This window comes from Stenotrophomonas sp. YJH_SMC_131 (assembly GCF_059367975.1).
This window is the reverse complement of record NZ_JCAFRJ010000008.1, coordinates 92,221-118,661: the sequence shown is the minus strand read 5'-3', so window position 1 is coordinate 118,661 and position 26,441 is coordinate 92,221. Positions and strand designations below refer to the sequence as shown.

24 protein-coding genes are annotated in these 26,441 nt (G+C 68.1%); 16 read left to right on the top strand and 8 right to left on the bottom strand.

What is annotated here, in order from left to right; translation table 11 throughout:
• Nucleotides 1–92 precede the first annotated feature (92 nt).
• From lldP to AC5P56_RS16565, 5 genes are all read left to right on the top strand, one after another.
• Nucleotides 93–1,751 (top strand): L-lactate permease, encoded by a 1,659-nt coding sequence (gene lldP / locus AC5P56_RS16585; protein ID WP_075076508.1) that lies wholly within the window; start codon nt 93–95, stop codon nt 1,749–1,751.
• Nucleotides 1,752–1,804: 53 nt separating this feature from the next.
• Entirely contained in the window at nt 1,805–2,569 is a 765-nt protein-coding gene (gene lldR, locus AC5P56_RS16580; RefSeq protein ID WP_014647493.1) for a transcriptional regulator LldR, read from the top strand.
• A gap of 4 nt (nt 2,570–2,573) precedes the next feature.
• On the top strand, nt 2,574–3,713 hold the full coding sequence (gene lldD, locus AC5P56_RS16575) for an FMN-dependent L-lactate dehydrogenase LldD (RefSeq protein ID WP_014647492.1): 1,140 nt from the start codon (nt 2,574–2,576) through the stop codon (nt 3,711–3,713).
• Nucleotides 3,710–5,410, top strand: coding sequence for a D-lactate dehydrogenase (dld, locus tag AC5P56_RS16570; protein WP_495231816.1), 1,701 nt, complete (start codon nt 3,710–3,712; stop codon nt 5,408–5,410). Before lldD ends, dld begins: the two co-directional genes overlap by 4 nt.
• 111 nt (nt 5,411–5,521) lie before the next feature.
• The gene (locus tag AC5P56_RS16565; RefSeq protein WP_032957700.1) at nt 5,522–6,406 is read left to right on the top strand and encodes a hypothetical protein; all 885 of its coding nucleotides are present in this window, start codon (nt 5,522–5,524) and stop codon (nt 6,404–6,406) included.
• 69 nt (nt 6,407–6,475) lie between these two features.
• On the opposite strand, the gene AC5P56_RS16560 is transcribed toward AC5P56_RS16565, so the two are convergent.
• A complete protein-coding gene (locus tag AC5P56_RS16560; protein ID WP_014037553.1) occupies nt 6,476–6,772 on the bottom strand; it encodes a hypothetical protein in 297 nt (98 codons plus the stop codon).
• A gap of 169 nt (nt 6,773–6,941) precedes the next feature.
• Here AC5P56_RS16560 and AC5P56_RS16555 point away from each other — a divergent pair, with 169 nt between their 5' ends.
• Nucleotides 6,942–7,601, top strand: coding sequence for a decarboxylase (locus AC5P56_RS16555; protein WP_069118248.1), 660 nt, complete (start codon nt 6,942–6,944; stop codon nt 7,599–7,601).
• Nucleotides 7,602–7,669: 68 nt separating this feature from the next.
• Entirely contained in the window at nt 7,670–8,449 is a 780-nt protein-coding gene (locus AC5P56_RS16550) for a CDP-diacylglycerol diphosphatase (protein WP_041863570.1), read from the top strand.
• Here AC5P56_RS16550 and AC5P56_RS16545 read toward each other — a convergent pair.
• Nucleotides 8,446–9,081, bottom strand: coding sequence for a GNAT family N-acetyltransferase (locus AC5P56_RS16545; RefSeq protein WP_014647486.1), 636 nt, complete (start codon nt 9,079–9,081; stop codon nt 8,446–8,448). The genes AC5P56_RS16550 and AC5P56_RS16545 overlap by 4 nt on opposite strands.
• Before the next feature lie 179 nt (nt 9,082–9,260).
• On the opposite strand from AC5P56_RS16545, the gene AC5P56_RS16540 reads away from it, so the two are divergent.
• A complete protein-coding gene (locus AC5P56_RS16540; protein WP_495231815.1) occupies nt 9,261–11,987 on the top strand; it encodes a TonB-dependent receptor plug domain-containing protein in 2,727 nt (908 codons plus the stop codon).
• Nucleotides 11,988–12,067: 80 nt separating this feature from the next.
• Here AC5P56_RS16540 and AC5P56_RS16535 read toward each other — a convergent pair whose 3' ends face one another.
• Nucleotides 12,068–12,709 (bottom strand): hypothetical protein, encoded by a 642-nt coding sequence (locus AC5P56_RS16535; RefSeq protein WP_075076515.1) that lies wholly within the window; start codon nt 12,707–12,709, stop codon nt 12,068–12,070.
• Nucleotides 12,710–12,893: 184 nt separating this feature from the next.
• Here AC5P56_RS16535 and AC5P56_RS16530 point away from each other — a divergent pair, with 184 nt between their 5' ends.
• Nucleotides 12,894–14,054 (top strand): amidohydrolase family protein, encoded by a 1,161-nt coding sequence (locus tag AC5P56_RS16530; RefSeq protein ID WP_495202662.1) that lies wholly within the window; start codon nt 12,894–12,896, stop codon nt 14,052–14,054.
• Between the two features lie 77 nt (nt 14,055–14,131).
• Here the strand turns inward: AC5P56_RS16530 and AC5P56_RS16525 are convergent, their stop codons facing one another.
• Entirely contained in the window at nt 14,132–14,569 is a 438-nt protein-coding gene (locus tag AC5P56_RS16525; protein ID WP_069118246.1) for a DUF3806 domain-containing protein, read from the bottom strand.
• A gap of 208 nt (nt 14,570–14,777) precedes the next feature.
• Complete coding sequence (locus AC5P56_RS16520) at nt 14,778–15,659, bottom strand: LysR substrate-binding domain-containing protein (protein ID WP_046431153.1); 882 nt, start codon at nt 15,657–15,659, stop codon at nt 14,778–14,780.
• A gap of 122 nt (nt 15,660–15,781) precedes the next feature.
• On the opposite strand from AC5P56_RS16520, the gene AC5P56_RS16515 reads away from it, so the two are divergent.
• Both AC5P56_RS16515 and AC5P56_RS16510 read left to right on the top strand, forming a co-directional pair.
• Nucleotides 15,782–16,483, top strand: coding sequence for an ankyrin repeat domain-containing protein (locus AC5P56_RS16515; protein ID WP_495231814.1), 702 nt, complete (start codon nt 15,782–15,784; stop codon nt 16,481–16,483).
• Nucleotides 16,484–16,534: 51 nt separating this feature from the next.
• On the top strand, nt 16,535–17,992 hold the full coding sequence (locus AC5P56_RS16510) for an amidohydrolase family protein (RefSeq protein ID WP_495202661.1): 1,458 nt from the start codon (nt 16,535–16,537) through the stop codon (nt 17,990–17,992).
• A 93-nt stretch (nt 17,993–18,085) separates the two neighbouring features.
• Here AC5P56_RS16510 and AC5P56_RS16505 read toward each other — a convergent pair whose 3' ends face one another.
• A complete protein-coding gene (locus tag AC5P56_RS16505; protein ID WP_445978872.1) occupies nt 18,086–19,015 on the bottom strand; it encodes a LysR family transcriptional regulator in 930 nt (309 codons plus the stop codon).
• A gap of 93 nt (nt 19,016–19,108) precedes the next feature.
• Between AC5P56_RS16505 and AC5P56_RS16500 the strand changes: the two genes are divergently transcribed.
• The gene (locus AC5P56_RS16500) at nt 19,109–20,299 is read left to right on the top strand and encodes an MFS transporter (protein WP_445978873.1); all 1,191 of its coding nucleotides are present in this window, start codon (nt 19,109–19,111) and stop codon (nt 20,297–20,299) included.
• Nucleotides 20,300–20,724: 425 nt separating this feature from the next.
• Here AC5P56_RS16500 and AC5P56_RS16495 read toward each other — a convergent pair whose 3' ends face one another.
• Complete coding sequence (locus AC5P56_RS16495; protein WP_014647476.1) at nt 20,725–21,378, bottom strand: response regulator; 654 nt, start codon at nt 21,376–21,378, stop codon at nt 20,725–20,727.
• Nucleotides 21,371–24,400, bottom strand: coding sequence for a sensor histidine kinase (locus AC5P56_RS16490; protein ID WP_495231813.1), 3,030 nt, complete (start codon nt 24,398–24,400; stop codon nt 21,371–21,373). The genes AC5P56_RS16495 and AC5P56_RS16490 overlap by 8 nt, the downstream gene beginning before the upstream one ends.
• A gap of 96 nt (nt 24,401–24,496) precedes the next feature.
• Between AC5P56_RS16490 and AC5P56_RS16485 the strand changes: the two genes are divergently transcribed.
• From AC5P56_RS16485 to AC5P56_RS16470, 4 genes are read left to right on the top strand one after another with little or no spacing between them, the layout of a single operon-like run.
• Nucleotides 24,497–24,829, top strand: a complete 333-nt coding sequence (locus AC5P56_RS16485; RefSeq protein ID WP_495231812.1) for a hypothetical protein — start codon at nt 24,497–24,499, stop codon at nt 24,827–24,829.
• 50 nt (nt 24,830–24,879) lie between these two features.
• Complete coding sequence (locus AC5P56_RS16480) at nt 24,880–25,323, top strand: helix-turn-helix transcriptional regulator (RefSeq protein ID WP_041863566.1); 444 nt, start codon at nt 24,880–24,882, stop codon at nt 25,321–25,323.
• Entirely contained in the window at nt 25,320–25,976 is a 657-nt protein-coding gene (locus AC5P56_RS16475) for a hydrolase (RefSeq protein WP_014647472.1), read from the top strand. Before AC5P56_RS16480 ends, AC5P56_RS16475 begins: the two co-directional genes overlap by 4 nt.
• Before the next feature lie 2 nt (nt 25,977–25,978).
• Nucleotides 25,979–26,422, top strand: coding sequence for a DoxX family protein (locus AC5P56_RS16470; protein ID WP_329768152.1), 444 nt, complete (start codon nt 25,979–25,981; stop codon nt 26,420–26,422).
• The last annotated feature ends 19 nt before the right edge of the window (nt 26,423–26,441 follow it).

Below are 26,441 nucleotides of genomic sequence, written 5' to 3'. Positions count from 1 at the left end.
GATCGAAATCATTATTGGTACGACCAATAGTCGACAGCCACGGCGACCCACCGCCTGCGGTGGAGCACATCCCGCCCCAGTCGAGAGCCTTCATGCAGCCCTGGCAACACCTGTACGACCCCGCCGGCAACCTGTGGTTGTCCAGCCTGATCGCGCTGCTGCCGATCGCGTTCTTCTTCATTGCCCTGGCCGTGCTGCGCATGAAGGGCTGGCTGGCCGGCACGATCACCGTGGCCATCGCGCTTGGCGTGGCCCTGTTGTTCTACCGCATGCCGTTGAGCCAGGCGCTGGGCGCGGCCGGTTTCGGCTTCGTCTACGGCCTGTGGCCGATCGCCTGGATCATCATCGGCGCGGTGTTCCTCTACAAGGTCTCGGTCAAGACCGGTCAGTTCGACATCATCCGCGCCTCGATCCTGTCGGTGACCGAAGACCAGCGCCTGCAGATGCTGATGGTCGGTTTCGCGTTTGGTGCCTTCCTGGAAGGCGCGGCCGGCTTCGGTGCGCCGGTGGCGATCACGGCGGCGCTGCTGGTCGGGCTGGGCTTTAAGCCGCTGTATGCCGCCGGCCTGTGCCTGATCGTCAACACTGCGCCGGTGGCGTTCGGTGCGATGGGCATTCCGATCATCGTGGCCGGGCAGGTCACCGGCCTGGATGCATTCGAGATCGGCCAGATGGCCGGCCGCCAGCTGCCGTTCCTGACTGTGATCGTGCTGTTCTGGATCATGGCCATCATGGATGGCTGGCGTGGCATCAGGGAAACCTGGCCGGCGGTGCTGGTGGCCGGTGGCTCGTTCGCCATCGCGCAGTACCTCACCTCGAACTTCATCGGCCCGGAGCTGCCGGACATCACCGCCTCGCTGGCGTCGCTGGTGTGCCTGACCCTGTTCCTGCGCCGCTGGAAGCCGGCACGGATCTTCCGCTTCGATACCGAAACCAGCGCCGAGGCGGCCGCGCAGGCACTGGAGGCACCACGCTACAGCGTCGGCCAGATCGCCAAGGCGTGGTCGCCGTTCCTGATCCTCACCGCGATGGTCACGCTGTGGAGCATCAAGCCGTTCAAGTCGCTGTTCGCGGCAGGCGGCCCGTTGGAAGGCTGGGTGCTCAAGCTCCCGGTGCCGGGCCTGGACCAGAGGGTGCAGAAGATGCCGCCGATCGTCGACGCGCCGCTCAGCTATGAGGCGATCTACAAATTCGACTGGTTCTCGGCCACCGGCACCGCGATCTTCCTTGCGGCGGTGATCGCGATCATCGCACTGCGCATGCCGGCCCGCTCGGCGCTGCAGACCTTCGGCGAAACCGTGCGTGAGCTGCGCATGCCGATCTACTCGATCGGCATGGTGCTCGCCTTCGCCTTCATCGCCAACTACTCGGGCCTGTCGGCAACACTGGCGCTGGCATTGGCGCACACCGGCGATGCGTTCCCGTTCTTCTCGCCGTTCCTGGGCTGGCTGGGCGTGTTCCTGACCGGTTCGGATACCTCGTCCAATGCGCTGTTCTCGGCGCTGCAGGCCACCACCGCGCAGCAGATCGGCGTATCCGACGTGCTGCTGGTGGCGGCCAACACCACCGGTGGCGTTACCGGCAAGATGATCTCGCCGCAGTCGATTGCCATTGCCTGCGCGGCGGTCGGCCTGGCCGGCAAGGAGTCGGACCTGTTCCGCTTCACCGTCAAGCACAGCCTGATTTTCACCACGATGGTCGGCCTGATCACCCTGGCCCAGGCCTACTGGCTGACCTGGATGATTCCCTGAGCCATGCATGGCTGGCCGACCACCCGCTGTGCGCTTCGGGCCACAATGGCGCCATGAGCACGCAACGTATTTCGGACAGGGTGGCCGCGCAGCTGCGCGGCCTGGTGCAGGAACAGCGGCTGCGGCCGGGCGACCGGTTGCCCGCTGAGCGCACCCTGGCGGTGCAGCTGGGGGTCTCGCGCACCGCGCTGCGCGAGGCCATCGCGCAGCTGGCCAGCCAGGGCCTGCTGACCGCACGCATCGGTGGCGGCACCTACGTGGCCGAACCGGCGGCGCGCGCGCGGCAGGCGCTGGATGAACCGCTGGCGCCGTACCTGCCGCTGTTCCAGGGCGACCCGGAATACCGTTTTGACGTGCTGGAGATCCGCCACGCGCTGGAAGGTGCCACTGCCTGGCATGCGGCGCTGCGAGCCACCGATGAGGACCGTACGCGCATCGCGCAGGCCTTCCAGACCATGATGGACGCGCACGGCAAGGACGACCCCACCGGTGAAGCAGAGGCTGACGCGGCCTTCCACCTGTCCATCGCCGAGGCCTCCCACAACCTGGTGCTGCTGCAGGTGATGCGCGGCCTGTTCGAACTGCTGCAGACCAACATCTCGCAGAGCCGCGAGAAGCTCTACACCTCAGCGAGGACCTTCTCGCCCCTGTCCGACCAGCACCGCGAAATGATGGATGCGGTGCTGGCCGGCGACCCCGAACGCGCGCGCGCCGCCGCGCATGCCCACCTCGAGTTCGTGCACACCACGCTGCGCACGCTCGATGACAACGAAGCCCGGCGTGCGCGGGCCTCGCGCCTGCCTTCCCCACACGGTTGACCCCATGATCATCTCCGCCTCCACCGATTACCGTGCCGCAGCGCAACGCCGGCTGCCGCCGTTCCTGTTCCACTACATCGATGGCGGCGCGTATGCCGAGCACACGCTGAAGCGCAACGTTTCCGACCTGTCCGACATCGCGCTGCGCCAGCGCATCCTGCGCAACATGTCCGACCTGAGCCTGGAAACCGAGCTGTTCGGCGAAACGCTGGCAATGCCGGTGGCGCTGGCGCCGGTCGGCCTGACCGGCATGTATGCCCGCCGCGGTGAAGTGCAGGCGGCGCGCGCGGCCGACAGCCGGGGCATCCCGTTCACCCTGTCCACCGTATCGGTGTGCCCGATCGAGGAAGTGGCACCGGCCATCCAGCGGCCGATGTGGTTCCAGCTGTACGTGCTGCGCGACCGTGGCTTCATGCGCAATGCGCTGGAGCGGGCACAGGCCGCCGGCGTGACCACGCTGGTGTTCACCGTGGACATGCCGGTGCCGGGCGCGCGCTACCGTGATGCACACTCCGGCATGAGCGGCCCGAATGCCTCGCTGCGCCGCATCGGCCAGGCCGTCACCCATCCGCACTGGGCGTGGGACGTCGGCCTGTTCGGCCGTCCGCATGACCTGGGCAACATCTCCACCTACCGCGGCAACCCGACCGGGCTGGAGGATTACATCGGCTGGCTGGGCAGCAACTTCGATCCGTCCATTTCGTGGAAGGACCTGGAGTGGATCCGCGAGTTCTGGAAGGGCCCGATGGTGATCAAGGGCATCCTCGACCCGGATGATGCGCGCGATGCGGTCAGGTTCGGTGCCGATGGCATCGTGGTCTCCAACCACGGTGGTCGCCAGCTGGATGGCGTGCTGTCTACCGCACGTGCATTGCCGGCCATCGCCGATGCGGTGCAGGGCGACCTGAAGATCCTCGCCGATTCGGGCATCCGTACCGGCCTGGACGTGGTGCGCATGCTGGCGCTGGGGGCCGATACCGTGCTGCTGGGGCGCGCCTTCGTCTATGCGCTGGCCGCGCAGGGCGAGGCCGGCGTGGCCAACCTGCTGGACCTGATCGCCAAGGAGATGCGCGTGGCGATGACACTGACCGGCGCGCGCCGCATCGCCGACATCAGCCGCGATTCGCTGGTCAACCTGCCATGATTGGCCATGACGCCGTGCTGGCGCAGTTGCGCGACGCGGTCGGCAGCCGCCATGTGTTGACCGGCGACAAGACCACGCGCCGCTTCCGTCGTGGCTACCGCTTCGGCGATGGCCCGGTGCTGGCGGTGGTGCGCCCAGGTACCTTGCTGGAACTGTGGTATGTGCTGCAGGCAGCGGTGCAGGGCGGAGCGGCGATCATCCTGCAGGCGGCCAATACCGGCCTGACCGGTGGCTCGACCCCGGATGGGGACGACTATGGGCGCCCGATCGTGCTGGTCAGCACGCTGCGCCTGACCGGCATCCAGCTGTTGAACGAGGGCCGCCAGGTGCTGTGCCTGCCCGGCGCCACGCTCGACCGCCTGGAGCAGACCTTGGCACCGCTGGGCCGCGAACCGCATTCGGTGATCGGCTCCTCCTGCATCGGCGCCTCGGTGCTGGGCGGCATCTGCAACAACTCCGGCGGCGCGCTGGTGCGCCGTGGCCCGGCCTATACCGAGCTGGCGCTGTATGCGCAGGTCGATGCGCAGGGCCAGTTGCAGCTGGTCAACCACCTCGGCATCGCGCTGGGTGATACGCCCGAGCAGATCCTGCAGCGCCTGCAGGTCGGTGACTATGCCGCTGACGACGTGGGTGACGGCGATGGCCGCGCCGCGTCTGATCCACGCTACGCCGAGGAAGTGCGCCGGGTCGATGCCGATACGCCGGCACGCTTCAACGCCGACCCCAGCCGCCACTTCGAAGCGGCCGGTTCGGCCGGCAAGCTGGCGGTGTTCGCGGTGCGCCTGGATACCTTCGAAAAGGAGCCCGCCGAGGTCTTCTACATCGGCAGCAACCGCACCGACAGCCTCACTGCGATCCGGCGCCAGCTGCTGACCGGCTTCGAGCGCCTGCCGATTGCCGGCGAGTACATCCACCGCGATGCCTATGACATCGGCGAGCGCTACGGCAAGGACAGCTTCCTGTTGATCGACCGCCTCGGCACTTCCCGTGTGCCCGCCGCGTTCGCATTGAAGAGCCGGGTCGATGGATGGTTCGAGCGGCTGGGCCTGCGCGGGGTGACCGACCGGGTGATGCAGGTGCTGACCGGCCTGCTGCCCTCGCACCTGCCCAGGCGCATGGGTGAATTCCGCCAGCGCTACGAGCATCACCTGTTGCTGAAGGTCTCCGCACAGGACGCGGCGGCAACCGAGGCCTGGCTGCGCGGCTTCTTCGCCGATCATGAGGGTGGTTACTTCCACTGCACGGCCGATGAGGGGCGCAAGGCGTTCCTGCATCGCTTCGCGGTGGCCGGCGCGGCGGTGCGCTACCGCGAAGTGCATCGGGACCAGGTGCAGGATATCGTGGCGCTGGACATCGCCCTGCGCCGCGATGATGCCGACTGGTTCGAGCAGTTGCCGGCCGATATCGATGGCCGCCTGCTGCACAAGCTGTATTACGGGCACTTCCTGTGCCATGTGTTCCACCAGGACTACATCGCACGCAAGGGCGAAGACCCGATGGCGATCGAGCACGCGATGTGGGCGCTGCTGGACCAGCGCGGCGCCGAGTATCCGGCCGAGCACAATGTCGGCCACCTGTACCCGGCCAAGCCGGCCCTGGCCGGGTTCTATCGGCAGCTGGACCCGAGCAATACGTTCAATCCGGGCATCGGCCAGACCTCGAAGGAAAAAGGGTGGGGTGGCTGCGACTGCGGATGATGTAGAGCCGAGCCCATGCTCGGCTGCTCTTCCCGACAGACAGCCGTCGAGCATGGCTCAGCCCCACCCGGACAGCGGTTACCATCGGAATCCCGTACGCAGGAGCCGCCCATGCCCACCATCGTTGCCCGCGCGACCCTGTGCGCTGCATTGCTGGCAACACCGCTGCTGGTGCTGGCGCAGTCCGCGATCCTGCCGCAGCAGCGCGACGCCGCCGGCAACGTGATGGAGCCGCTGGGGCAGGTGCTGGAACAGGGAGGGCAGGGCGAAGCACGCATGCAGTACTGCACCCTCGATCGTGCCTGGTGCGTGCGTGTGCAGCCGGTGGCCGAGGACGGCGATCGGCCGACGACGCTGGAAGTCTCTGAACGGGAGGCCGGCGAAAGCGAGCCGCACGTCTACCACGTCAGCATCGACGTGCCGCAGGAAAGCGAGCTTTCGCTGTGGCCGTGGATCGTGCGGCTTGCGCCTGGCGTTGGCAGCGATGAGGCAGTGAGCGACCCGCGGCAGCGCGCCCGCCAGAACGTGCTGGTGGGCGGTATCGTCAAATTCAGCACGATGTACTCAGGCGGTGGTGCCGACGCGTCCACGCTGCAGCTGGCGCGCGTGCGTCACCTGCAGGATGACATCCAGGTGGACGACGACGTGCTGACCCTGCCATGGCTGGGCAACGCGATGATCCGCGCCTGTTTCAGCGAGCAGGACATGAAGCAGCGCGCCGGTGCCTGCCACGACGAGTACGGGTTCTCGGCAAGGCTGGCGCTGGATACCGCCGCCGGGGGCATGCCGGTGCTGCGCTACCAGACGGTGGCGACGCGGTTCCCGGCCGGTGTCTCACGCTTCGAGGATTCGCTGGCCAAGGGGCCGTTGAAGAAGAAGGACCTGCGCACCGAGCAGGACCCGGCGTGCAGCTACACGCGGTTGTTCCGCTTCAGTGATGGGGTGTTCCACCCCGACCAGGCGCTGCCGGACTGCGCGGGGTATACCGAGCCCTGAGCTGTAGAGCCGAGCCTGCGCTCGGCTGTCACGGGAGCGCAGCCGGGCATGGGCTCGGCTCTACAGCGCCTACTCGCAGCGGGTGGCGGTGATGATGTTGTCCTTGTCCACGTACACACGCAGGCGGTCGTGGCGGATGTCCTTGGTGGTGATGGTGTTGGGGCCGATCGGGTTGACCAGGCCGGCACCGCTTTCGCTGGACAGGCGGCGGATGTTGGGCTCATTGGCAGGCTGGCCGATTGCCCAGCCCAGCTGGCTGGCGTCGCAGTGGCCGGTACCCTTGACCTGCGGACCGGGGGTGCTGACGCAGGCCGACAGCAGCAGGGCCGACGCGGGTAGCAACAGGGACAGACGGAAGGCGGACATACAGCGCTCCTGCGCAGGGAAGATGGGCGGAACGATAGCACCCGGCGCGCGAAAGGCGTCAGCGCCCCGGTCATTGCCGGCACGGCGTAGCCACTGCATAGTGGGAGGGATGACTGGCATCGCGCCAGCGGGCAGGCCGGGCCATTCCGGTGCAGGTGCTGGATACGGTATGACGGCAGACAGTTTCCGCGACAAGCGCAGGGCGATGACGGTACTTGCAGTATCGGTGCTGGCCGTGGCGTGTGCCGCCACTGCCGCCGAGCCAGTGCCGGCCGCAGCCGCGGAAACGCCGGTGTTCGGCGCGTGGCGCAACCTTCAGACCGAGGCCGGCTACGCGCCGGCCCAGCGCAATCTGGCCTTCGCCATGCTGCCGCAGGCGGCGACCCGCGGCGACCGTTTCGCCGTCCTCGACCGTGAAGGCAAGCGGGCGGTGTGTTGCCTGCAGGTGGCCAGCCCGTCGCTGGGCGTGGCCGCGCTGCGCGAGCAGTACCACCTGCCGCAGGCCTGGGTGACCGACCTGAGCAATGGCCGCAGCCCGGCGCGTCCTTATCTGCCGCATGTCTATGCGATGCAGCGTGTGGACGAACTGGCAGACTACGGCTTCGCCGATGTGCCCGGGGCCTACAGCGACCTGGGTGGGCTGCTGATCCCCGAGGGCGCCGCCCTGGAGGACGATGGCAGTGCCGTCCTGCTGGGCGACAACCGTTATTCCCTGCATTTCCAGCGCCAGCCGCACGCCGATGATGATGGCGCGCTGGACCGCTACACCCTGCAGGGCGGCGACGGCGAGGCCCCGTTCGTGGTTGAAGTGCCGTTCGGCACCTACTGACTGCAGCACTGCACTGGCTAGAATGCAGCGCGGCGCCGTCTGCCGTGCCTGTTCCGTGAGTTGCTGCCGTGTCCCTGCGCCCTTTGCTGCTGTCGTCCCTGCTGCTGTTGTCCGCCTGCGCCAGCGCGCCACCTCCACCGCCGGCCCATTCCGATGCGCTGTGGCGCTTGATCGAGCGTGACTGCAAGGCGGTGGAAGGACCGCGTGGCAGTTGCCTGCGGGTGGAGACGGCGGCCGACCGCCGCGACGTGCTGGTCAAGGATGCGCACGGTGACTACCAGTTCCTGCTGATGCCGCTGGACAAGGTCAGTGGCATCGAGAGCCACGGCCTGTACCAGCGTGGGGTACCCAACTATTTTGCGGCCGCCTGGCAGGCGCGCGGGCATACCGAACAGGCCCTGGGCCGGCCGCTGCCGCGCAGCGTGGCCAGCCTGGCACTGAATTCGCCGCACGGTCGCTCGCAGCACCAGCTGCATATCCATGTCGACTGCCTGCGCGCGGATGTGCTGCAGGCACTGGATGCACATGCCGGTGCGCTGGGTCCGCGCTGGTCACCGTTTCCGGTGCCGCTGCGCGGGCATCAGTACCAGGCCTATCTGCTGCCCGGTGCAGAACTGACCGCCAATCCGCTCAATCTGCTGGCCTATGGCCTGAGCGGCGTGGGCGATGTGGGCCAGTGGAGCCTGGTGGTGGCCGGGCGCGGCGAGGTGCGGGGCGGCCCCGGCTTCATCCTGCTAGCTACCCGCGTGGATGCCGCCAGCGGCAACGATGCCAGCGGCGAGGAACTACAGGACCATGCCTGCACGGTCTTGACCGGTGCCGGTGCGGCACTGGAGCGGGTGCGCTAGCCGATCGGCTGCTGGCAGCTGCGCCAGGCCGACGCGGTCAGCGCCAGCAGCTGACGGTCATGCCATCCCTGCGCGTCCAGATGGTAGTCGCGCAGGATCCCTTCGCGGATGAACCCATGGGCCTGCAGCGCCTGGGCAAACGGGCTGGTGCAGCCTGGCGGCAGCAGCACGAAGAGGCGGTGCAGGCCGACATCGTCGAACAGGAACGGGCACAGTGCCCGCAGTGCCGCCTGCGGATGGGGGTGCCGGTGCTGCAGCGATTGCAGCTCGGCGCAGCGCGAGTGCAGCGACTGCAGGCGGATATGCAGCTGGTCGTGCAGTACGCCCTGCACGTCGTCGAACACACCCAGCACCAGCAGGTCGTTGTCTTCCTGCAGGCGTGAACGATAGACGCTGGCGAGGAACCGCGCCTCTTCATCAATGCCGTAGGACGGCCGTTGGCCGCGCTGGCGACGGTCGTCGAAGGCACGCCAGCGTGGCAGGTCGGTGCGCTGGAACGAACGCAGGGTGATGGGCGTGGCCTGGAGGTGGAGCAAGTGGCGGCGCAGGACGGGTCGTAGTGGAGCGAAGTGGGTGGAAGGGGCGCTGTTGGTCATCCCGGCACGATGCGCATCACCGACGCGCCAGGCCATGCAATTCATTGCAAAAGTGGGGTGGTGCCGTAAACGCGTCTGATTCGGTTCAGGCATAAGCCCATCAGGGCTGGTCATTTCCGTTGAAACCACCCATTCAGGACACTTTCGTTACGGGATCGTTATGTGTCGTACCGGCTGCGGCTCCCGTACCACCCGCCCACTCCCCCAGGAAGCCCATGTCCGCCTCCCACAAGGCGATGCGCCCGCGTCCGCTGGTGCTCGCGCTGTCGTCCCTGATGCTGGCCTCGCTGCCGGCCTTCGCGCAGGAAAGCGCGCCCACCACATTGCAGGAAGTGAAGGTCACCGGCTCGCGCATTCCACGTGCCAGTGTCGAGGGACCCTCGCCGGTGACGGTGATCAGCCGCGAGCAGATCGACGCACAGGGCTACCGCAATGCCTTCGACGCCCTCAGCGCGCTGACCGAGAACACCGGCAACGTGCAGGGCGAGGATTTCGGCAATACGTTCACGCCGGCCGCCAACACCATCAATCTGCGCGGGCTGGGTCCGAACCGCACGCTGGTGCTGGTCAACGGCCGTCGCCAGGCCGACTACCCGCTGGCCTACGAAGGCTCGGTGAACGTTGTCAACCTGGCCAACATTCCCAGCGCCCTGATCGAACGCATCGAAGTGCTGGCTGCCGGTGCGTCGGCGGTGTACGGCTCCGACGCCATTGCCGGTGTGGTCAACATCATCCTCAAGGACCGCTTTGAAGGCGTGGACGTGAACGTGCGCGCCGGCGGCACCCAGCAGGGCGGCGGTGACAACCAGCGCGTGCAGGTGGTGGGCGGCAGTTCCGGCGAGCGCTGGGACGGCCTGTTCGGTTTCGAGTTCGACGTGCGCAAGGCGATCCACGCGCGCCAGCGCGACTTCATGGATTCGCTGGACGATGACCCGGCCGGCAAGGCGCCGCAGGCGACCGCGATCGCCTATCGGCGCAACGCTGCCACCGGCCGCAACATCGATCCGGGCGTCAACGGCTGCGACGCCGCGTCGGACATCTATGGCGGCAGCGTGTTCCGTGCCAACAACCCGCGCCAGGGCTGGTACTGCGGCAGCAACGAGGCCGCCGCCAGCTACTGGACCGTGCAGACCCAGAAGCGCAATCTCAACGGCTACGGTCTGCTGACCTTCCACGTCAACGAGACCACCGACCTGTTCGCCGATGTCGCCGTGGGCAGCGCGCGGATCTACAACAACACGCGTGCACCGACCTGGACCTCGGCCCGCAACTACTTCTACAACCAGACCACCGGCAACCTGGAAAGCTGGTACCGCCGCTTCGCGCCGGAGGAAATCGGCGGCCTGCCGCGCAATGCCAACCGCTTCCTGGAAAACTCGTGGTCGTTCAATGTCGGCGCACGTGGCCAGATCGGCGACAGCGGTTGGGATTACGAAGCGGTCTACAGCCGCTCGCGTTACGAGAACCGTACCCGCCGACCGGTGCTGCTGGCCGGCATCAACGAATACCTGCTCGGTCCGAAGCTGGGCGTACGCAATGGCGTTGAGGTCTATGCGCCCGACCCGGCACGCCTGTTCAAACCATTGACCCCGGGCGAATACGAGGGCCTGTCCGGCTACCAGAAAAGCCGCAATGCGGCGTGGCTGCAGACCTTCAGCGCCAGCGTCAACGGCCGTTTGTTCGCGCTGCCCGGTGGCGACGCTGCATTGGCGGCGGTGGTCGAGGCCGGCAGCCAGGGCTACCGCAACCGCCCGGACCCGCGACTGGGCACGGGCGAGTTCTGGAACACCAGCGCCGGTATCGGTGCCGGCGGTGATCGTGACCGCTATGCGGCCGGCGTGGAGCTGCAGTTGCCGTTGCTGAAATCGCTGACCACGACGCTGGCCGGTCGCTATGACCAGTATCGCGCCGGTGGCGAGCACATCGGCAAGGCGACCTGGAGCTTCGGCGTCGAGTTCCGCCCGATCGAGAGCCTGTTGATCCGCGGCTCTGCTGCGACCAGCTTCCGTGCGCCGGACATGAACTATGTGTTCGCGACCGAGACCCGCGGCTACAACCCGGGCATGACCGACTACTGGCGCTGCCGCACCGCAGGCCAGTCGTACGACAACTGCGACTACAACGGCCTGTCGATCGACTACAGCAACCGCGCCAACGCGCAGCTGCAGCCGGAAACCGCGAAATCCTATGGTTTCGGCGTGGTCTGGTCGCCGCTGTCCGGCCTGGATTTCAGTGCCGACTACTACGACATCCGCATCGACAACGAGGTCACCAGCCTCGATACCAGCCGCATCCTGCGCGACGAAGCCGATTGCCGCCTGGGCCGCACGCTGGGTGGCGAAGCGCGCGATATCGGTTCACCGCTGTGCCAGGACGCGCTGTCGCGGGTGATCCGCAACCCGTCCACTGCAACCGTGCAGCCGGACCAGGTGACCCGCGTGCTGATCAATCCGATCAACGCGGCCTCCGAATCGGTGCGTGGCCTGGACCTGAAGGGTAACTGGCGTTTCGATGCCGGCCGCTATGGCCGCTTCACTACGCGCCTGGCCTATACCGTGGTGCTGGAGCACACGTACCGGCAGTTCTCCGATGATCCGGAGCGTGACATCCGCAATTCGCTGGATGACTACCAGTGGCGCAGCAAGGCCAATGGCAGCATCACCTGGAACCAGGGTGACTGGACCACCACGCTGTACGGCAACCGTTTCGGTTCACTGCCGAAGACCGATGGCAGTGGCCGCATCGCGCCGTACATGACCTACAACGCCAGCGTGTTCCGCCAGTTCGGCGAGAACCTGTCGGTGGGCGTGATCGTCAACAACCTGCGTGACAGCCGCCCGCCGGCGGACAGGAACGGTGGCGGCTGGCCGTTCTATCCGGTTGGCAACTACGACCCGTATGGCCGCCAGTACTGGCTGCAGCTGGACTACCGGTTCCGCTGATCCGGCTGGCAAACAGAAGGCCCGGCAATGCCGGGCCTTCTGCTGTGTCGATGTCCGCTGTGATGGCGGGCGCCGGTGGCCTAGGGCAGTGCCTGCTGCAGGTACGACTCGATGACGTAGCTGAAGGGCTGCTGCTGGCGATCGCGCAGCAGGGCGCGCACTTCCAGGATCACGCTGCGGTCGCCTTCGCCACGCGGTGGCCAGAAGGTCTGGTCAGCCAGTGTCTGGCGCTGGAAGCCGAGCGGGCCAACCACGCGGCCAAAGGGTTCGTCGGTGCTGTCCAGCACCTGGTTCATGGCGGGACTGAGGTGGTCCGGCAGGTACCAGTTGTCGGCCTCGGAGAGTACGCGGCTGCCACAGACCAGCTGCACACGGCGGTAGCGAAGGGCGGTGCCGGGTTTCGCACCCAGTGCCTGCAGCACGTCGGCCGGTGCTGTCTTGTCCTGGCCGTGTACACGCACCGCGCGCACCCGCGCCTGTTCGGCCAGGCCGTGTTCGGCGCACCAGTATTCCAGGGTGGCGGTGGCGCTCTGCCCGGAAAGCACACGCTGGTGCAGCCGCTCGACCAGCGCCGCCGGGGCGATGCGCTGTTGGCCAGGCGGCGCCTGCAGCGGCGCGGTGGCGGCCGCATCAGTGGCGGATAGGCTGGCCATCGGGGCAGCAGCCAGCAGGGACGCGGCCTGCCAGCGGCGGAGACGATCGTGGCGGTCGGACGGGCCCATGCGGCATCACAGCGGAAACAGGCGCCTATGGTACCCGTTCAGGCGTGTGCACGGCGTGGCTGCGAGCCGCCGTCGCGGCGGCATTCATCGTTCTGATGAATGTGTGGCATCCAGATATTTCGTTGGCCGATGGCAGTGCCAGCGCGCAGGATGGCGCCATGACTTGGCTTTCCGGGAGTTTCCGATGACGCTTCAGTTCGTCCATGGCGCGGTTGATCGCGAGGGCGCGCCGCTGCATTTCCACATCCACAACGGTCGTATCAGTGGTCTCAACGGTGATGCTGCGCCGCGCGAGGGTGCGGAACCCGTCGACTTGCAGGGCTGTGCCGTCCTGCCGGGCCTGGTCGACGGCCATATTCATCTGGACAAGAGCTTCGTCGGCGACCGCTGGCACCCGCATCAGCCGGTGAACAGCCTGCGAGAGCGGCTGGCGGTGGAGAAGGCCGCGGTGGCGGGCGCGGCGCCAATGGTGGACCGTGCCGAGGCCTTGATCCGCCAGTGCAGCCGCTTCGGCACGGTGGCGATGCGCTGTCACGTCGATGTCGACGGCAGCACCGGCCTGCGCCATCTCGAAGCAGTGCGCGAGGCGGCGCGGCGCTGTGCCGACATCATGCGCATCCAGCTGGTGGCGTTCCCGCAGGCCGGGGTGATGTCCTGTCCGGGTACCGCCGCCGTGCTTGAGCAGGCCCTTGCAGCGGGCGTGGAGGTGCTGGGCGGCATCGATCCGACCACGCTGGATGGCGATGCTGAAGGCCAGCTGGCCCTGCTGTTCGGCCTGGCCGAGCGCTATGGCGTGCAGCTGGACATCCACCTGCACGAGCCCGGCGAAACCGGACTGGCCCAGTTGCTGCGCATTGCCGCGCGCACCCGTGCCGCTGGCCTGCAGGGGCGGGTGGCGGTCAGCCATGCCTACTCGCTGGGCGACGTGCCGCTGGCGCGCGCGCTGCAGGTGGGTGAAACACTGGCCACGGCGGGCGTTGCGATCATGAGCAACGCGCCGGGCGACCATCCGTTCCCGCCGCTGCGTGCATTGCACGACGCCGGCGTGCGCGTGTTCGCCGGCAATGACAACATCCGCGACTGCTGGTGGCCGTACGGCAACGGCGACCTGCTGCAGCGCGCGATGCTGCTGGGCTACCGCTCGGGCTTCTACACCGATGGCGACCTGATGCTGGCGCTGGACATGGTCACCACCCATGCCGCGCAGGTGATCGGGCTGCCGCAGCACGGCATCGCCGAAGGCCGGCCGGCGACGTTCGTGGCCGTGCGTGCGGACCATGGCCCGGCGGCCGTGGCCGGGGTGCCGGTGGAGCGCCGGGTGGTGGTTGACGGCCGCTGGTTGTAGATCCACGCCGTGCGTGGAGGGAGCCATCGCGTGGTCTCATTCATCCACGGATGGCATGGATCCATCTCGATGTGTCGTCAGGCGTAATCGTCGGCGCGGGTAGCGACGAACGCTTCCAGCCACGCCAGCAGGTGGGCGATGTCGATGACTTCGCCCTGTTCGACGCGCTTGAGCAGCAGTGTGCTGGCGCCGATCTGCAGGCTGCTGTCGGCATAACGCAGCACTGCATCGATGCCCCAGGCGTCGGTGACCTGCATCCAGGCCAGCCCCGGCACGCGCTGGGCCAGGGTGTCACCGAACGCCACGCCCAGCGCTTCCCAGCCATCGCAGTCGTCAGGCTCGATCAGCTCGGCATCGATCACGCGCTGCAGCGTGCTGGCCGCCAGCGGCCATTGCACCGGCAGCGTCGGGAAGCCGGCGGCGACGCGCGCGGCGATCAGCGAGCGCTGGTGCTGCAGGTGCGTCTGCAGGGCGGCGGGCAGGGGGTCGAAGCGGGCGGGGATTTCGTCGGACATGACACGATGCCGTGGAGCACGGAAACAGGGGGCACTCTAGCGGCAGAGCCGTGACTTCCGCGCGACAGGCGTGATCAGCTTTCGATGGTCAATGCGCGGATTTCGCTTCGGGGTCAGATCCGTTTCGGAAAACGGATCTGACCCCACGCGGGACGATGTTGCCGTCGCGGCTGCCGGCCAGCGGCCCACGCTACCGCAGTTGCAGTGGTCAATCCGGTTCGCGCTGCACCTGCCGCCACAGCTCGCTGGCCAGCGCGCGCACCGCATCGTCGGCGTCCGCACGATGCAGCAGGCCGATTTCGTAGTTGTCGATCACCGGCAGGTCGCGCTCACCATCGATGATGCGATGATCGCGGGCGACCGCGCGGCGGGGCAGCAGGCTGATGCCGATGCCATCGGCCACGGCGCCCTGGATGCCACTCAGCGACGAGCTGGTGAAGGCGATGCGCCAGCGCAGGCCCAGCGCTTCCACGGCGTGGATCATCTCGTCGCGGTACAGCCCGCGCGGCGGGAAGGTGACCAGCGGCAGCGGGTCCTGCTGCAGGCAGCTGCTGCGCAGGCTGTCGATCCAGTGCATCGGCTCGCGGCGGCAGTGCACCGCCTGACGGCTGTTGCGCCGCTGCTTGACCAGCACAAGATCCAGTTCACCGTGGTCGAAGCCGTGCGCCAGGTCGCGGCTGAGGCCGCTGCTGATTTCCAGTTTCACCTGTGGGTGACGGCGGCTGAAAGCGGCCAGCATGCGTGTGGTCTGCGCGTTGACGAAGTCCTCGGGGACACCGATGCGCACCGCGGTTTCCACGGTGGCGCCGGCCAGCGCCTGCGCCATTTCCTCGTTCAGGTCGAGCATGCGCCGCGCATAGCCGAGCAGGGTGTGGCCGGCGTCGGTGGGGTGCACGTCGCGGTGGCCGCGCTCGAGCAGGCGATGCCCCGCCAGCTCTTCCAGGCGGCGCACCTTCTGGCTGACCGTGGACTGGGTCGAATGCAGGCGGGTGGCGGCCGTGGTGAAGCTGCCGCAGTCGGCCACCATCACCAGCGCCCGCAGCAGGTCCAGTTCGAACAGGGTTCTATTCGATTTGGCACTGTCTTGCATTTGAACATTTCACTTCTGGATACCCAGGCCGACTTCTACCATGCAGGGCAGGGGCCGGCAATGCCCGGCTGTTGCTACCGTCGCACGGCGTTCCGTGGCGACGGACATGAGGAGACACTGTCATGCGCGTCCATCATTCCGCTGGCTGGCCTGCGCCGTTCACGCGCGTGCTGCTGTTGTGCCTGCTGGCCATGGTCACCCCCGCCTGCACCGCCACGTCCCGGGCCGACGCAGACGCGCGCCTGCGGGATGCCGCCAGCCGCGGCGACGCCGATGCGGTGCGGCAGGCGATCGAGGATGGCGCCACGCTGGAGGCGCGCGATGGCCAGGGTCGCACGGCGTTGCTGCTGGCCACGCAGGGCAACAACGTGGATGCCGCGCGCGAGCTGATCGAAGCCGGTGCCGACGTCAATGCCAAGGATGTGTTGCAGGACAGCGCCTACCTGTATGCCGGCGCGCGCGGCCTGGATGAGATCCTGGCGATGACGCTGGCGCATGGCGCCGATCTGCGCAGTACCAATCGCTATGGCGGCACCGCGCTGATTCCGGCCGCCGAGCGCGGCCATGTCGCCACCGTGCGCACGCTGCTGCGTGCCGGTGTGGCGGTCGATCATGTCAACCGCCTGAACTGGACCGCGCTGCTGGAAGCGATCCTGCTCGGCGATGGCGGTGCGCGCCACCTGCAGATCGTGCAGTTGCTGCTGGAGGCCGGCGCCGACCCGGAGCTTGCCGACGGCGACGGCGTGACGCCGCTGGCGCACGCGCGCCAGCGCGGCTATGCCGGAATTGAGACCCTGCTGCGCCAGCACGGCGCGGTGCGCTGAATGCAAACCCCTTCCACCCGCACGCTGGGCGTGCCCATCAGGATGCTGTCCATGTTCCGTTCCCGTCCGTTGTCCCTTGCCATCCTCCTTGCGGTGGCACCGCTGTCGGCGTCTGCCGCCGAGCGCGCCGACCTGCTGATCCGCAATGCCACCGTGGTCGATGTCGAGCACGCCAGTACCCGGGCCGGGCAGAGCGTGGTGATCCGTGGCGAGGACATCGTCGCCGTCGGCCCGGACGCGCAGCTGCGCAGCCAATGGAGCGCGGCCCGCCAGATCGATGCCAAGGGCAAGTACCTGATCCCGGGCCTGTGGGACATGCACGTGCACTTTGGTGGTGGCCCGGCGCTGATCGAAGAGAACAAGGCACTGCTGCCGCTGTACATCGCGCACGGCATCACCACGGTGCGTGACTGTTCCGGCGACCTGCCCGAGCAGGTGCTGCAGTGGCGCGGGGAAATTGCCAAGGGCACGCTGTTCGGTCCGCGGCTGCTCAGCTCGGGCGCGAAGATCGAAGGCCTCAAGCCGGTCTGGAAGGGCACGATCGAAGTGGGCAGCAAGGCTGACGTCGACAAGGCGATCACCCGCCTGCAGCACGACAAGGTCGATTTCGTGAAGATCACCGACAGCACGCTGAAGCCGGAACTGTTCCTGTACTCGGCCAGTGCCGCGCGCAATGCCGGATTCAAGGCGTCGGGGCACATCCCGATGGCGCTGACCGTGGAGCAGGCAATCGATGCCGGGCTGGCCTCGATCGAGCATCTGGACTACGCATTCAAGGCCGGGAGCAAGGACGAGGCGCAGATTGCTGGCGACTTCGGTGCCGGCCGCATCGACCGCGCCGAAGCCAACCGCCGCCTCGACGCCAGCTTCGACCGCGATACGGCGATGCATGCCTACCGCGATTTCGCCAGGCGCGGCGTGTTCGTGACCCCGACCCTCAACGGTGGCCGCATCCTCGATTTCCTTGACCAGGATGACCACGCGAACGATCCGTACCTGGCTTACATCGGCCCGGGCCTGCGCGCGACCTACCAGTGGCGCGTTGAACGTGCCGCCAAGGCAACGCCAGCGCAGATCGAAGCGCGCCATGCGCAGTACCACCAGGTGGCCGCCGTGCTGCCCATGCTGCAGGAAGCCGGCGTGACGATCATCGCCGGCACCGATGCGGGCTTCCTCAACTCGTTCAACTTCCCGGGCATCGCCCTGCACCAGGAACTGCAGCTGTTCGTGAAGGAGGGCTTGAGCGCGCCGCAGGCGCTGTCTGCCGCGACCCGTTCCGGCCCGGCCTGGTTCGGCCAGATGAATCGTTACGGGGGTGTCGCGCAGGGCAAGGCCGCCGATCTGGTGCTGCTGACCGCCAACCCGCTGCAGGACATTGCCGCCACCGAAAAGATCGACAGCGTGATCCTGCGTGGCAACGTGTATGACCGCGCCGCGCTGGACAAGATGTTGGCTGATACCAAGGCCAAGGTGGCGGCGTGGAATGCCGAGGCGGCGAAGACGCAGTGATCGACAGGGTCAGAGCCCTTCCCGGTGGGAAGGGATCCGATCCTATGGGGTTGGACGGAATCCACGCCATGCGTGGATGATGCGGCCAGTGACCTAACGCGGTGCCGGCCGCATTCCGTGCAGCTGCGGCAGTGCGGCCTTCATCGCATCGATGAAGGCGCGCAGCCGTGGCGGCTGCTGGCGCGCGGTGGGAAATACCACGTGTACCGGCAGCGCCGGCGCCTGCCAGTCCGGCAGCAGCTGCACCAGCCGCCCTTGTGCGAGGTCTCCGGCCACCAGCCAGGCCGAGACCACCGCTGCACCCAGCCCAGCACATGCGGCCTGTTGCACCACGAACAGGTTGTCGCTGAGCAGGCGCGGGCTGATCGAAAGGGTATGCGCACGCCCCTGCGCGTCATGCAGCAGCAGGCGTTCGCGGTAGTAGGTGACCAGTGAAATCCACGGCAGTGCCTGCGCCTGTTCTGGTGTGCTGATCGCGGTGGCCTGCACCAGCGAGGGCGCTGCCACGACGATGCGCGGCACTTCGGCGAGCGGCAGTGCGACCATGCGCGGTTCGTCGACCGGTCCCACCCGCACCGCGCAGTCGATGCCTTCGGCGATGAAATCCGGGCGACGATCTTCCAGGATCCACTCCAGGCTCAGCTGTGGGTGCTGGGCGAGGAACGCGAGCATGGTCGGCAGCAGCTGCGCCTGGCCGAAGGCATGCGGCACCATCACCCGCAGGCGTCCGCGCAGCGTTTCCGGTTCGCCGTGCAGTTCGGCCTGCAGCGACTCCCATTCGTCGACCACGCGTTGCGCATGGCGCTGGCAGCGCAGGCCATCTTCGGTCAGCTGCAGGCCATGGGTGGAGCGCTGCAGCAGGCGCAGGCCGAGCTGCCGCTCCAGTGCCTGAAGGCGCCGGCTGACCGTCGGCTGGGTGGTGCCCAGCTGCACGGCGGCGGCAGACAGGCTGCCGGCATCGACGATGCGCAGGAAGGTGCGCAGCAGATCCAGGCGATCGGCGCCGGTGGCGAGGTCATTCATGCGTGTCACGTATGAAGTATATGTGCAGGAGCCTACTACAGACGCACGGCGAATACGGGCAGGATACGCCCACTTCCTCCACCGGACTCCCCCATGTCTATCCCTTCGCTGTCCGTCGTCGCACCCGCGAACGCGCCTTCCACCCCGCTGGTGCTGGCGATGGCGGCCGGCGCCGGCTTTTCGGTCGCCTCGCTGTACTACAGCCAGCCGATGCTGGGCCTGATCGCGCAGGACCTTGGCGCAGGTGAGCGCGCCGCCGGGCTGGTGCCGACCCTGACCCAGCTCGGCTACGCGCTGGGCATCCTGCTGCTGGCACCGTTGGGCGACCGCTTCGACCGCCGCCACCTGATCCTGTTGAAGTCCGCGCTGCTGGCGTTGGCACTGGGCGCCGCAGCGATGGCCGGGCACCTGCCGGGCCTGCTGATGGCCAGCCTGCTGGTCGGGTTGATGGCCACGCTGGCGCAGGACATCGTGCCGGCCGCTGCGGTGCTGGCGCCGGATGCACAGCGCGGCCAGATCGTCGGCCGGGTAATGACCGGCCTGCTGCTCGGCATCCTGCTGTCGCGCGTGGTCAGTGGCGTGGTGGCCGAGGCATGGGGTTGGCGCACGCAGTTCGTGCTGGCCGCGGTATCGGTGGCGGCGATGGGCGCAGTGATGGCGCGTGCGCTGCCGCGTTTCGCACCGACCAGCACGCTGCGCTATCCGGCGTTGCTGGGCTCGTTGCTGGCGTTGTGGCGCGAGCAGCCGCAGCTGCGCCGCGCGGTGGCGAGCCAGTCGTTGCTGGCGGTCGGCTTCAGCGCATTCTGGTCGACGTTGGCGCTGATGCTGCATGCCCGCCTGGGCCTGGGCAGTGCGGCGGCGGGTGCGTTCGGTATTGCGGGTGCGGCCGGTGCGCTGGCCGCACCGTTCGCAGGACGTTTCGCTGATCGCCTGGGTTGCCATGCCGTGGCGCGGTTGGCGATCGCGGTGGCGCTGCTGGGCTTCGGCCTGCTGCTGGCCGAAGCCTGGCTGCCGGCCGCCGCGCTGCTGCCGCTGCTGGTGGTGAGTGCGCTGCTGTTCGACTTCGGTTTCCAGTCGGCGCTGGTGGCGCACCAGACGCTGGTCTATGGCCTGGTGCCGCCGGCACGCAGCCGGCTCAACGCGCTGCTGTTCACCGGCATGTTCATCGGCATGGCCGCTGGCGGTGCGCTGGGCAGCCTGGCGCTGGCGCAGTGGGGGTGGCACGGCGTGGCCTGGCTGGCGGTGATGTGCGCGGGCGGCAGTCTGCTGCTGCGTTTGAAGTAGGGGGGGTGTTCGGCAGGGCTTGCAGCCCTGCACCTGCGGTAGTGCCGGCCGCTGGCCGGCAACAGCGCAAACAGCGGATTTTCAGTAGCCTTCGACAGGTTCCTGCGGTCTGTTGGAACGGCTCTTGGGGTCAGATCCGTTTTCCGAAGGAAAACGGATCTGACCCCTGATTGATTTCGATATCTGACAGAAGTGTCGACCAAGGTCGACACCTACCAAACGCCATCGGAATCCGTCAGAGGTGGGGCGGTGTCGGAGTGTGGGGTGTCAGCCGCATGGATGCGGCTGCCAAGCTTGCAGGGACGTACTTGCAGCGTCCACGCAGTCCGACACCGCCCCGCCATCCCACGGAATCCATGCTGTTGCTGTTGCTGTTGCTCCAGCGCGTAGCGGGTGCAGGGCTGCAAGCCCTGCCGAACAACCCCCTAATCGTGACCGCTGTCGTCCAGGCTGATGATGCCGCGCCGCAGCGCCTGGGTCACCGCGTGCGTGCGATCACCCACCCCGAGCTTGTCCATCAGGCTCTTCATGTGCGCCTTCACCGTCTGCTCGGAAATCTGCATGCGCTCGCCGATGCGCTTGTTCGACAGGCCACCGGCCACATGCCGCAGCACCTCGGTCTCGCGCGGCGACAACCGGTCCTCCACCACATGTGCGGCAATGCTCGCAGCGACTGCCGGTGGTATCGGTGCGCGCCGGCCGCCAGCGACCATGCGGATCGTATCGACCAGCTCGTGGCGCAGCATGTCCTTCAACAGGTACGCACTGGCGCCGGCCTGCAGCGCCCGTACCGCACGCACGTCACCGCGATAGGTGGTCAGCACGATGATGCGCGCACGCGGGTCCATCGCGCGGATCCGCACGATGGCTTCCACACCATCCAGGCGTGGCATCTGCAGGTCCATCAGCACCACGTCCGGCTGCAGCTGCTGATAGCGCTCGATGGCTTCCTCGCCATCGGCGGCCTCGCCGAGCAGGCGCAGGTCGGAATGGGCGCCCAGCAGCGCGGCCAGGCCGTCACGCAGCAGCGGGTGGTCGTCGACCACCAGCACGCCGATCGGGGCAGGGGACTCAGTCATGGTGGCTTCTACTCCAGGGCCAGCGCCAACGCGATGGGCGGCGGTGATACAGGCGACGGGCGGGAACCGCCAGCGCGACTTCAGTGCCCAGCCCGGGGCGGGTCCACAGCCGCAGCTCCGCGCCGAGGCGCTGCGCGCGCTCACGCATGCCCTGCAGGCCCCAATGGCCATGCCCGGCATTTTCGTCGGCGATGCCGACGCCATCGTCGCGCACGTGCAGCAGGAAGCACCGCGCGCCGTAGGACAGCTCTACCTCGATGGCGCTGGCATTGGCGTGGCGCAGTGCATTGCGGATGGCCTCGCGGCCGATCAGGAACACCTCCTCGGCGGCATCGGCCTGCAGCGGTGGTGCTGCGCCTTCCACAGTCAGGCGCAGCGGATTGGTGCCGTGCCCGGCGTATTCGGCGTGAACATCGGCCAGCGCCGAAGCGAGGTCGCGGCCCGCGAAAGGACCGTCGCGCAGTGCGTTGACCCGCTCCCGGCCCTCGGCCAGGTTGCGTTCGGCCAGCTGCATCGCCGATTCCAGCTGGCCGCGCACCCTGTCCGGGGTCTGCGGCGACTGGCTGATCGCGTGCAGCCGCAGGATCAGGCCCTGGCTGCCCTGCAGCAGCGTGTCGTGCAGGTCGCGGGCAATGCGTTCGCGTTCGCCATGGCGTTCCTGCAGGCGCGCACGGAACAGTGCAGCCAGCTGCCCGCTGCGGATGCGCACCGCCAGGACCAGCAGCGCAAGCACCGCGGCGGCGCACAGCAGCTTGAACCACAGGGTCTGCATGAAGGTAGGGGCGATGCGGAAGGTGCGGCTGGCGGGTGCAGTGCTCCAGATGCCGTCTTCGTTGGCGGCTTCCACCTCGAACCGGTAATTGCCCGGTGCGAGGTTGGTGTAATACGCGCGCGTGCTGCTGCCGGCATCCTGCCAGCCGTCGTCGACCCCGGACAGGCGATAGCGGTAGCGGTTGCGCTCCGGGCGCGCCAACGACAGCGCCACGTAATCGATCTGCAATTGGCTGGTGCCGGCCGGAAGGCGCAGGCCATCGCGCAGTGGCTGGTGTTCACTGCCGTACAGCACTTCGCCGATGCGCACGCTGGGCGCCATGGTGTTGACGTGCGAGCGGGTGGTGTCCAGCCAGGCCAGGCCCTGGTTGGTGGCCAGCCACAACAGGCCATCGTTGGCCAGTGCAGTGGTGGCGATCGGTCCGCTCTGCAGGGCGATGCCCGGCATGCCATCCACCGCATCGAACAGGCGGGGCGTCACCGGCTGCCGGCTGCGCAGTGCGCGCCGCAGCTGATCGCTCCCGAGCCGGACCAGGCCACGACTGCCATTGAGCCAGAGGTAGCCATTCGCATCGGCCACCATGCCGGTGATGCCTTCCATGACACCAGCCATGTCGGTGCTCACCTGAACGAACCGGCCATTGCCCGGGCGCACGGCCAATCCGGCCTCGCCGGCTACCAGCAGGAGGTCCTGATGATCGAGTACCGCCGTGATCGGCCCGACCGACAGGCCGTGGCTGGCGTCGAAGGTTTCGATCTGCGTCGCCCCCATGCGGCGCAGCCGGCCGTCTGCATAGCCGAGCAGCAGCTGGCCGTTGGCATCCAGCGCCAGTGACGAGCAGGCCTGTTCGGGCAGGCGGCGTTCGCGTTGCCACTGGCCCTGCTGGTAGTGCAGCACCCCCCGTTCGCCGGTGCAGACCCAGGCCTGTTCGTCGTCGGGGAACAGCAGGGCATGCAGTGGTTGCCCGGTGAACGGCGCAGGCAGCGGAATCCGCGTGGTGCGGCCGGCCACGGTGCGCGCAAGGTTGACCCAGTCGAACTGCCAGATCGGGGCAGCTGCCTGGCGCGCGGCGGCCTGCAGCTGCGTGGCGCTGCCATCGAGCAGGGTGCGCTCGAGGTCGTAGGGCTTGAGGTCTTCGCCATAGCCATACACATGGCCATCGCTGGCCCGCACCAGCGAGCGGTAGGGATCACTGGGACCAACCGCCAGCGTGTGCACGCTGCGCGCGCGGAAGCGGTTGAGGCCGAGATTGGTGCCGACCCAGAGATTGCCTTCGCGATCAACGATGATCGGCACGGCCGAGGTGGCGGTCAGCCCGTGCGGCGAATCGAAGCGCTCCATGCGTATGGCGCGGTCGCCATCGAAGGTGACCCGGGCGACACCGCCATGCGGGCTCATCGTTGCCCACAGCGCGCCATCGGCAGTGAACTGCAGGCGCGCCGCCACCAGCTCCGGCAACCGCCGTGCCTCGCGCTCGCTGTCCGGCAGCAGGCCTCGTGCGTTGGCCAGCGGCGACGTACCGCGCACGCGGTCGGCCAGCCACACTTCCCCCTGCGGACTTTCGGCCAGCGTCGCCATCTGCGAAACGGCGATGCCGGTGTCCTTGAAGGCCGCCTGGCCGGCCGCGCGCACCCAGATCTTCAGGTCGGCCAGTACCCAGAAGGTGCCGCGGCTGTCGTGCAGCAGCCATTGCACGCGATGTTCCGGCACCCCCATGCCAGCGGGCAGCGGCTGCCAGCGTTGGCCAGTGAACTGGCGTAGTCCACCATTGATCGCGGCCCACAGCCGGCCGTCACGGTCCTGGCTGAAGTGTGGCACCACACCCACCGGCACGCCCTGGTCGCGGCCGTAGTTGTGCAGCTGGCCGCGCGCAAACTGACTGATGCCGGCCTGGAAGTAGCCGATCCACAGTGCATCGTCGCGGCCCCGCGCAAGGGTGACCATGTTGGTGGACGGGAAATGGCTGCCCGCGGGAGCGGCCTGGCGTTCAAAGCGACGACCGTCGAAGCGGTACAGCCCTGAGCCGGTGGCCAGCCACAACAGGCCATCGCGGTCCTGGGTGATGTCCCAGATGTCACCGGGGGCGCCCTGGCCGACGCGCCAGGCCGTGTGCTCGTAATCGGGCAACCCGCCGCTCACCGGCGGGCGCTGCACGGCAAGGGCGGGCAGGGCGGTCAACAGCAGCAGGCAGGTCAGCAGCGTCCGCAGGTGACGTTGCAACGGGAAGGGGCGGCCACGCATGGCGCGCATTCTGGCAGGTGCGGGGCAGTCCGGGGTGACCCGAACGGGGTAGGCAGTGGCCGCCGTGGTCGGCTATCACGCCGGCATGTCCCCTGGAGCCCGGCCATGCAGCGCCTGTTCGTGATGTTTCCTGATCGCGGTCCGGGCGTCGGCCTGCTGTGGCTGCGGCTGTGCCTGGCCGCCGCGGCGTGCGCGCCTGGCACGCATGCTGGTTGGGGGGCGGTGCTGTGCGGGCTGGCGGCGGCCATGCTCGTGCTGGGCGTGTTGACGCCGCTGGCGGCCCTGATGGCAGCCGCGACCATGTTCGCGCAGCAGGCGCCGTGGCCGCTGGTGGCGTTGCCACCGGCGCTGCTGATGCTGGGGCCGGGCGCCTACTCGGTGGATGCGCGCTTGTTCGGGCGCCGCCTGCTCGGCCGCCGGCCTCCCCCATTCGGGTAGGTGCCGGCCTCGACCGACGGGGGTAGGGCATCGCACGCCGGCAGCGCACCATGGGCCACCCCCTCGCGGCGCCCCGCATGGCCACCGTCAGTCCGCCCGATCCGTCCGCCATCCCACTTGCCCCGCAGCAGGCCGCCGCACTGCAGCGCGCCCTGCGCTATGTCGATGAGCACCTGTCGCAGCCGCTGCGGGTGACCGAGCTGGCGCAGGCTGCCTGTGTCAGCCGCTTCCACCTGGTGCGCCTGTTCCGTAGCGGCACCGGTGCCAGCCCGCTGCGCTACGTGCGCCGCCGCCGCATCCAGCGTGCCTGCCAACTGCTGCCCAGCGCGCAGTTGCCGATGGCGTGCCTGGCCCAGCAGCTGGGCTTCTTCGACCAGAGCCATTTCGTCCGCAGCTTCCGCGCCGAGACCGGCTGCAGCCCCGGCCAGTATCGGGCCGGCGATGCGGCCCTGCTGCTTCCCCCTGATCATGTTTCCCACGGAGTCCACCCATGAGCCTTGCCACCGCCACGCCCGCCCCGGCCCTGCTGTCGCCCACCGACCATGCCCTGGTGCTGATCGACTTCCAGTCGCAGATGGCATTTGCTACCCACACGATCGACATCTCCGCGCTGCGCAACAACGTGTCGCTGATCAGCAAGGGGGCCAAGGGGTTCAACGTGCCGGTCGTGTTGACCACGGTGGCCGAGACGTCATTCTCCGGCCCGATGTTCCCGGAACTGCCGCAGATCTTCCCGGGCCAGCCGGTGTTCGACCGCACTTCGATGAATACCTGGGAAGACCAGCCGGTAATCGATGAGATCAACCGCATCGGCAAGCGCCGGCTGGTTCTTGCCGGCCTGTGGACCAGTGTCTGCATCGTGGGTCCGGCGCTGTCGGCGCTGGCGCAGGGCTTCGAGGTCCACGTGATCACCGATGCCTGTGGCGATGTCAGCGAAGAAGCGCACGAGCGTGCGATCACCCGCATGGTGCAGGCCGGCGCGGTGCCGATGACCAGCGTGCAGTACCTGCTTGAACTGCAGCGTGACTGGGCACGCGGTGAAACCTACGACCTGACCACCGGCATCGCCCGCGACCACGCCGGCGGCTATGGCATCGGCATCCAGTACGCCAAGCGCATGTTCGGCGCGCAGGAAGGCGGGCACTGAGCATGCTGGCCGGCCACGGCCACGGCCACGGCCACGGCCTCGACCTGGCCCTGCTGATGCTGCGGGTGGCGGCAGGCGGCTTCCTGCTGCCGCACGCGCTGGGCAAGCTGTTTGGCTGGTTCGGCGGACCGGGGCTGGCCGGCTTCGCCACCGAGCTGCGCGGTTTCGGGCTGCCGGCAGTGGCGCCGTTGCCGCTGCTGTTGTCCCTGCTGCAGGTGCTGTCCGGGCTGGCCGTGCTGCTGGGCTGGCAGACCCGCATCGCCGCGCTTGCCGCCGCTGCCTTCATCGGCTTCACCGTCCTGTTGGCCTTGCCCAGGGGCTGGTTCTGGATGCGCGGCGGCAGTGAGTACCCGCTGATGTGGGCCACGGTGCTGCTGGCCATCGCCCTGGCCGGGCCGGGGGCCTGGGCGCTGGACGGTCCACGACTTCCGGGAGCTTTCGCATGAGTCACGATCCCCTCGACCA

Bases quoted from the DNA above. Each gene is read 5' to 3' on its own strand.
- AC5P56_RS16555 (WP_069118248.1), top strand. From the start codon at position 6,942: ATGACGGCAGACAGTTTCCGCGACAAGCGCAGGGCGATGACGGTACTT.
- AC5P56_RS16530 (WP_495202662.1), top strand. From the start codon at position 12,894: ATGACGCTTCAGTTCGTCCATGGCGCGGTTGATCGCGAGGGCGCGCCG.
- AC5P56_RS16535 (WP_075076515.1), bottom strand. From the start codon at position 12,709: ATGGGCCCGTCCGACCGCCACGATCGTCTCCGCCGCTGGCAGGCCGCG.
- lldR (WP_014647493.1), top strand. From the start codon at position 1,805: ATGAGCACGCAACGTATTTCGGACAGGGTGGCCGCGCAGCTGCGCGGC.
- AC5P56_RS16480 (WP_041863566.1), top strand. From the start codon at position 24,880: ATGGGCCACCCCCTCGCGGCGCCCCGCATGGCCACCGTCAGTCCGCCC.
- AC5P56_RS16485 (WP_495231812.1), top strand. From the start codon at position 24,497: ATGCAGCGCCTGTTCGTGATGTTTCCTGATCGCGGTCCGGGCGTCGGC.
- AC5P56_RS16510 (WP_495202661.1), top strand. From the start codon at position 16,535: ATGTTCCGTTCCCGTCCGTTGTCCCTTGCCATCCTCCTTGCGGTGGCA.
- AC5P56_RS16475 (WP_014647472.1), top strand. From the start codon at position 25,320: ATGAGCCTTGCCACCGCCACGCCCGCCCCGGCCCTGCTGTCGCCCACC.
- AC5P56_RS16565 (WP_032957700.1), top strand. From the start codon at position 5,522: ATGCCCACCATCGTTGCCCGCGCGACCCTGTGCGCTGCATTGCTGGCA.
- AC5P56_RS16490 (WP_495231813.1), bottom strand. From the start codon at position 24,400: ATGCGCGCCATGCGTGGCCGCCCCTTCCCGTTGCAACGTCACCTGCGG.
- dld (WP_495231816.1), top strand. From the start codon at position 3,710: ATGATTGGCCATGACGCCGTGCTGGCGCAGTTGCGCGACGCGGTCGGC.
- lldP (WP_075076508.1), top strand. From the start codon at position 93: ATGCAGCCCTGGCAACACCTGTACGACCCCGCCGGCAACCTGTGGTTG.
- AC5P56_RS16560 (WP_014037553.1), bottom strand. From the start codon at position 6,772: ATGTCCGCCTTCCGTCTGTCCCTGTTGCTACCCGCGTCGGCCCTGCTG.
- AC5P56_RS16495 (WP_014647476.1), bottom strand. From the start codon at position 21,378: ATGACTGAGTCCCCTGCCCCGATCGGCGTGCTGGTGGTCGACGACCAC.
- AC5P56_RS16505 (WP_445978872.1), bottom strand. From the start codon at position 19,015: ATGAATGACCTCGCCACCGGCGCCGATCGCCTGGATCTGCTGCGCACC.
- AC5P56_RS16470 (WP_329768152.1), top strand. From the start codon at position 25,979: ATGCTGGCCGGCCACGGCCACGGCCACGGCCACGGCCTCGACCTGGCC.
- AC5P56_RS16545 (WP_014647486.1), bottom strand. From the start codon at position 9,081: ATGGCCTGGCGCGTCGGTGATGCGCATCGTGCCGGGATGACCAACAGC.
- AC5P56_RS16500 (WP_445978873.1), top strand. From the start codon at position 19,109: ATGTCTATCCCTTCGCTGTCCGTCGTCGCACCCGCGAACGCGCCTTCC.
- AC5P56_RS16515 (WP_495231814.1), top strand. From the start codon at position 15,782: ATGCGCGTCCATCATTCCGCTGGCTGGCCTGCGCCGTTCACGCGCGTG.
- AC5P56_RS16520 (WP_046431153.1), bottom strand. From the start codon at position 15,659: ATGCAAGACAGTGCCAAATCGAATAGAACCCTGTTCGAACTGGACCTG.
- AC5P56_RS16525 (WP_069118246.1), bottom strand. From the start codon at position 14,569: ATGTCCGACGAAATCCCCGCCCGCTTCGACCCCCTGCCCGCCGCCCTG.
- lldD (WP_014647492.1), top strand. From the start codon at position 2,574: ATGATCATCTCCGCCTCCACCGATTACCGTGCCGCAGCGCAACGCCGG.
- AC5P56_RS16540 (WP_495231815.1), top strand. From the start codon at position 9,261: ATGTCCGCCTCCCACAAGGCGATGCGCCCGCGTCCGCTGGTGCTCGCG.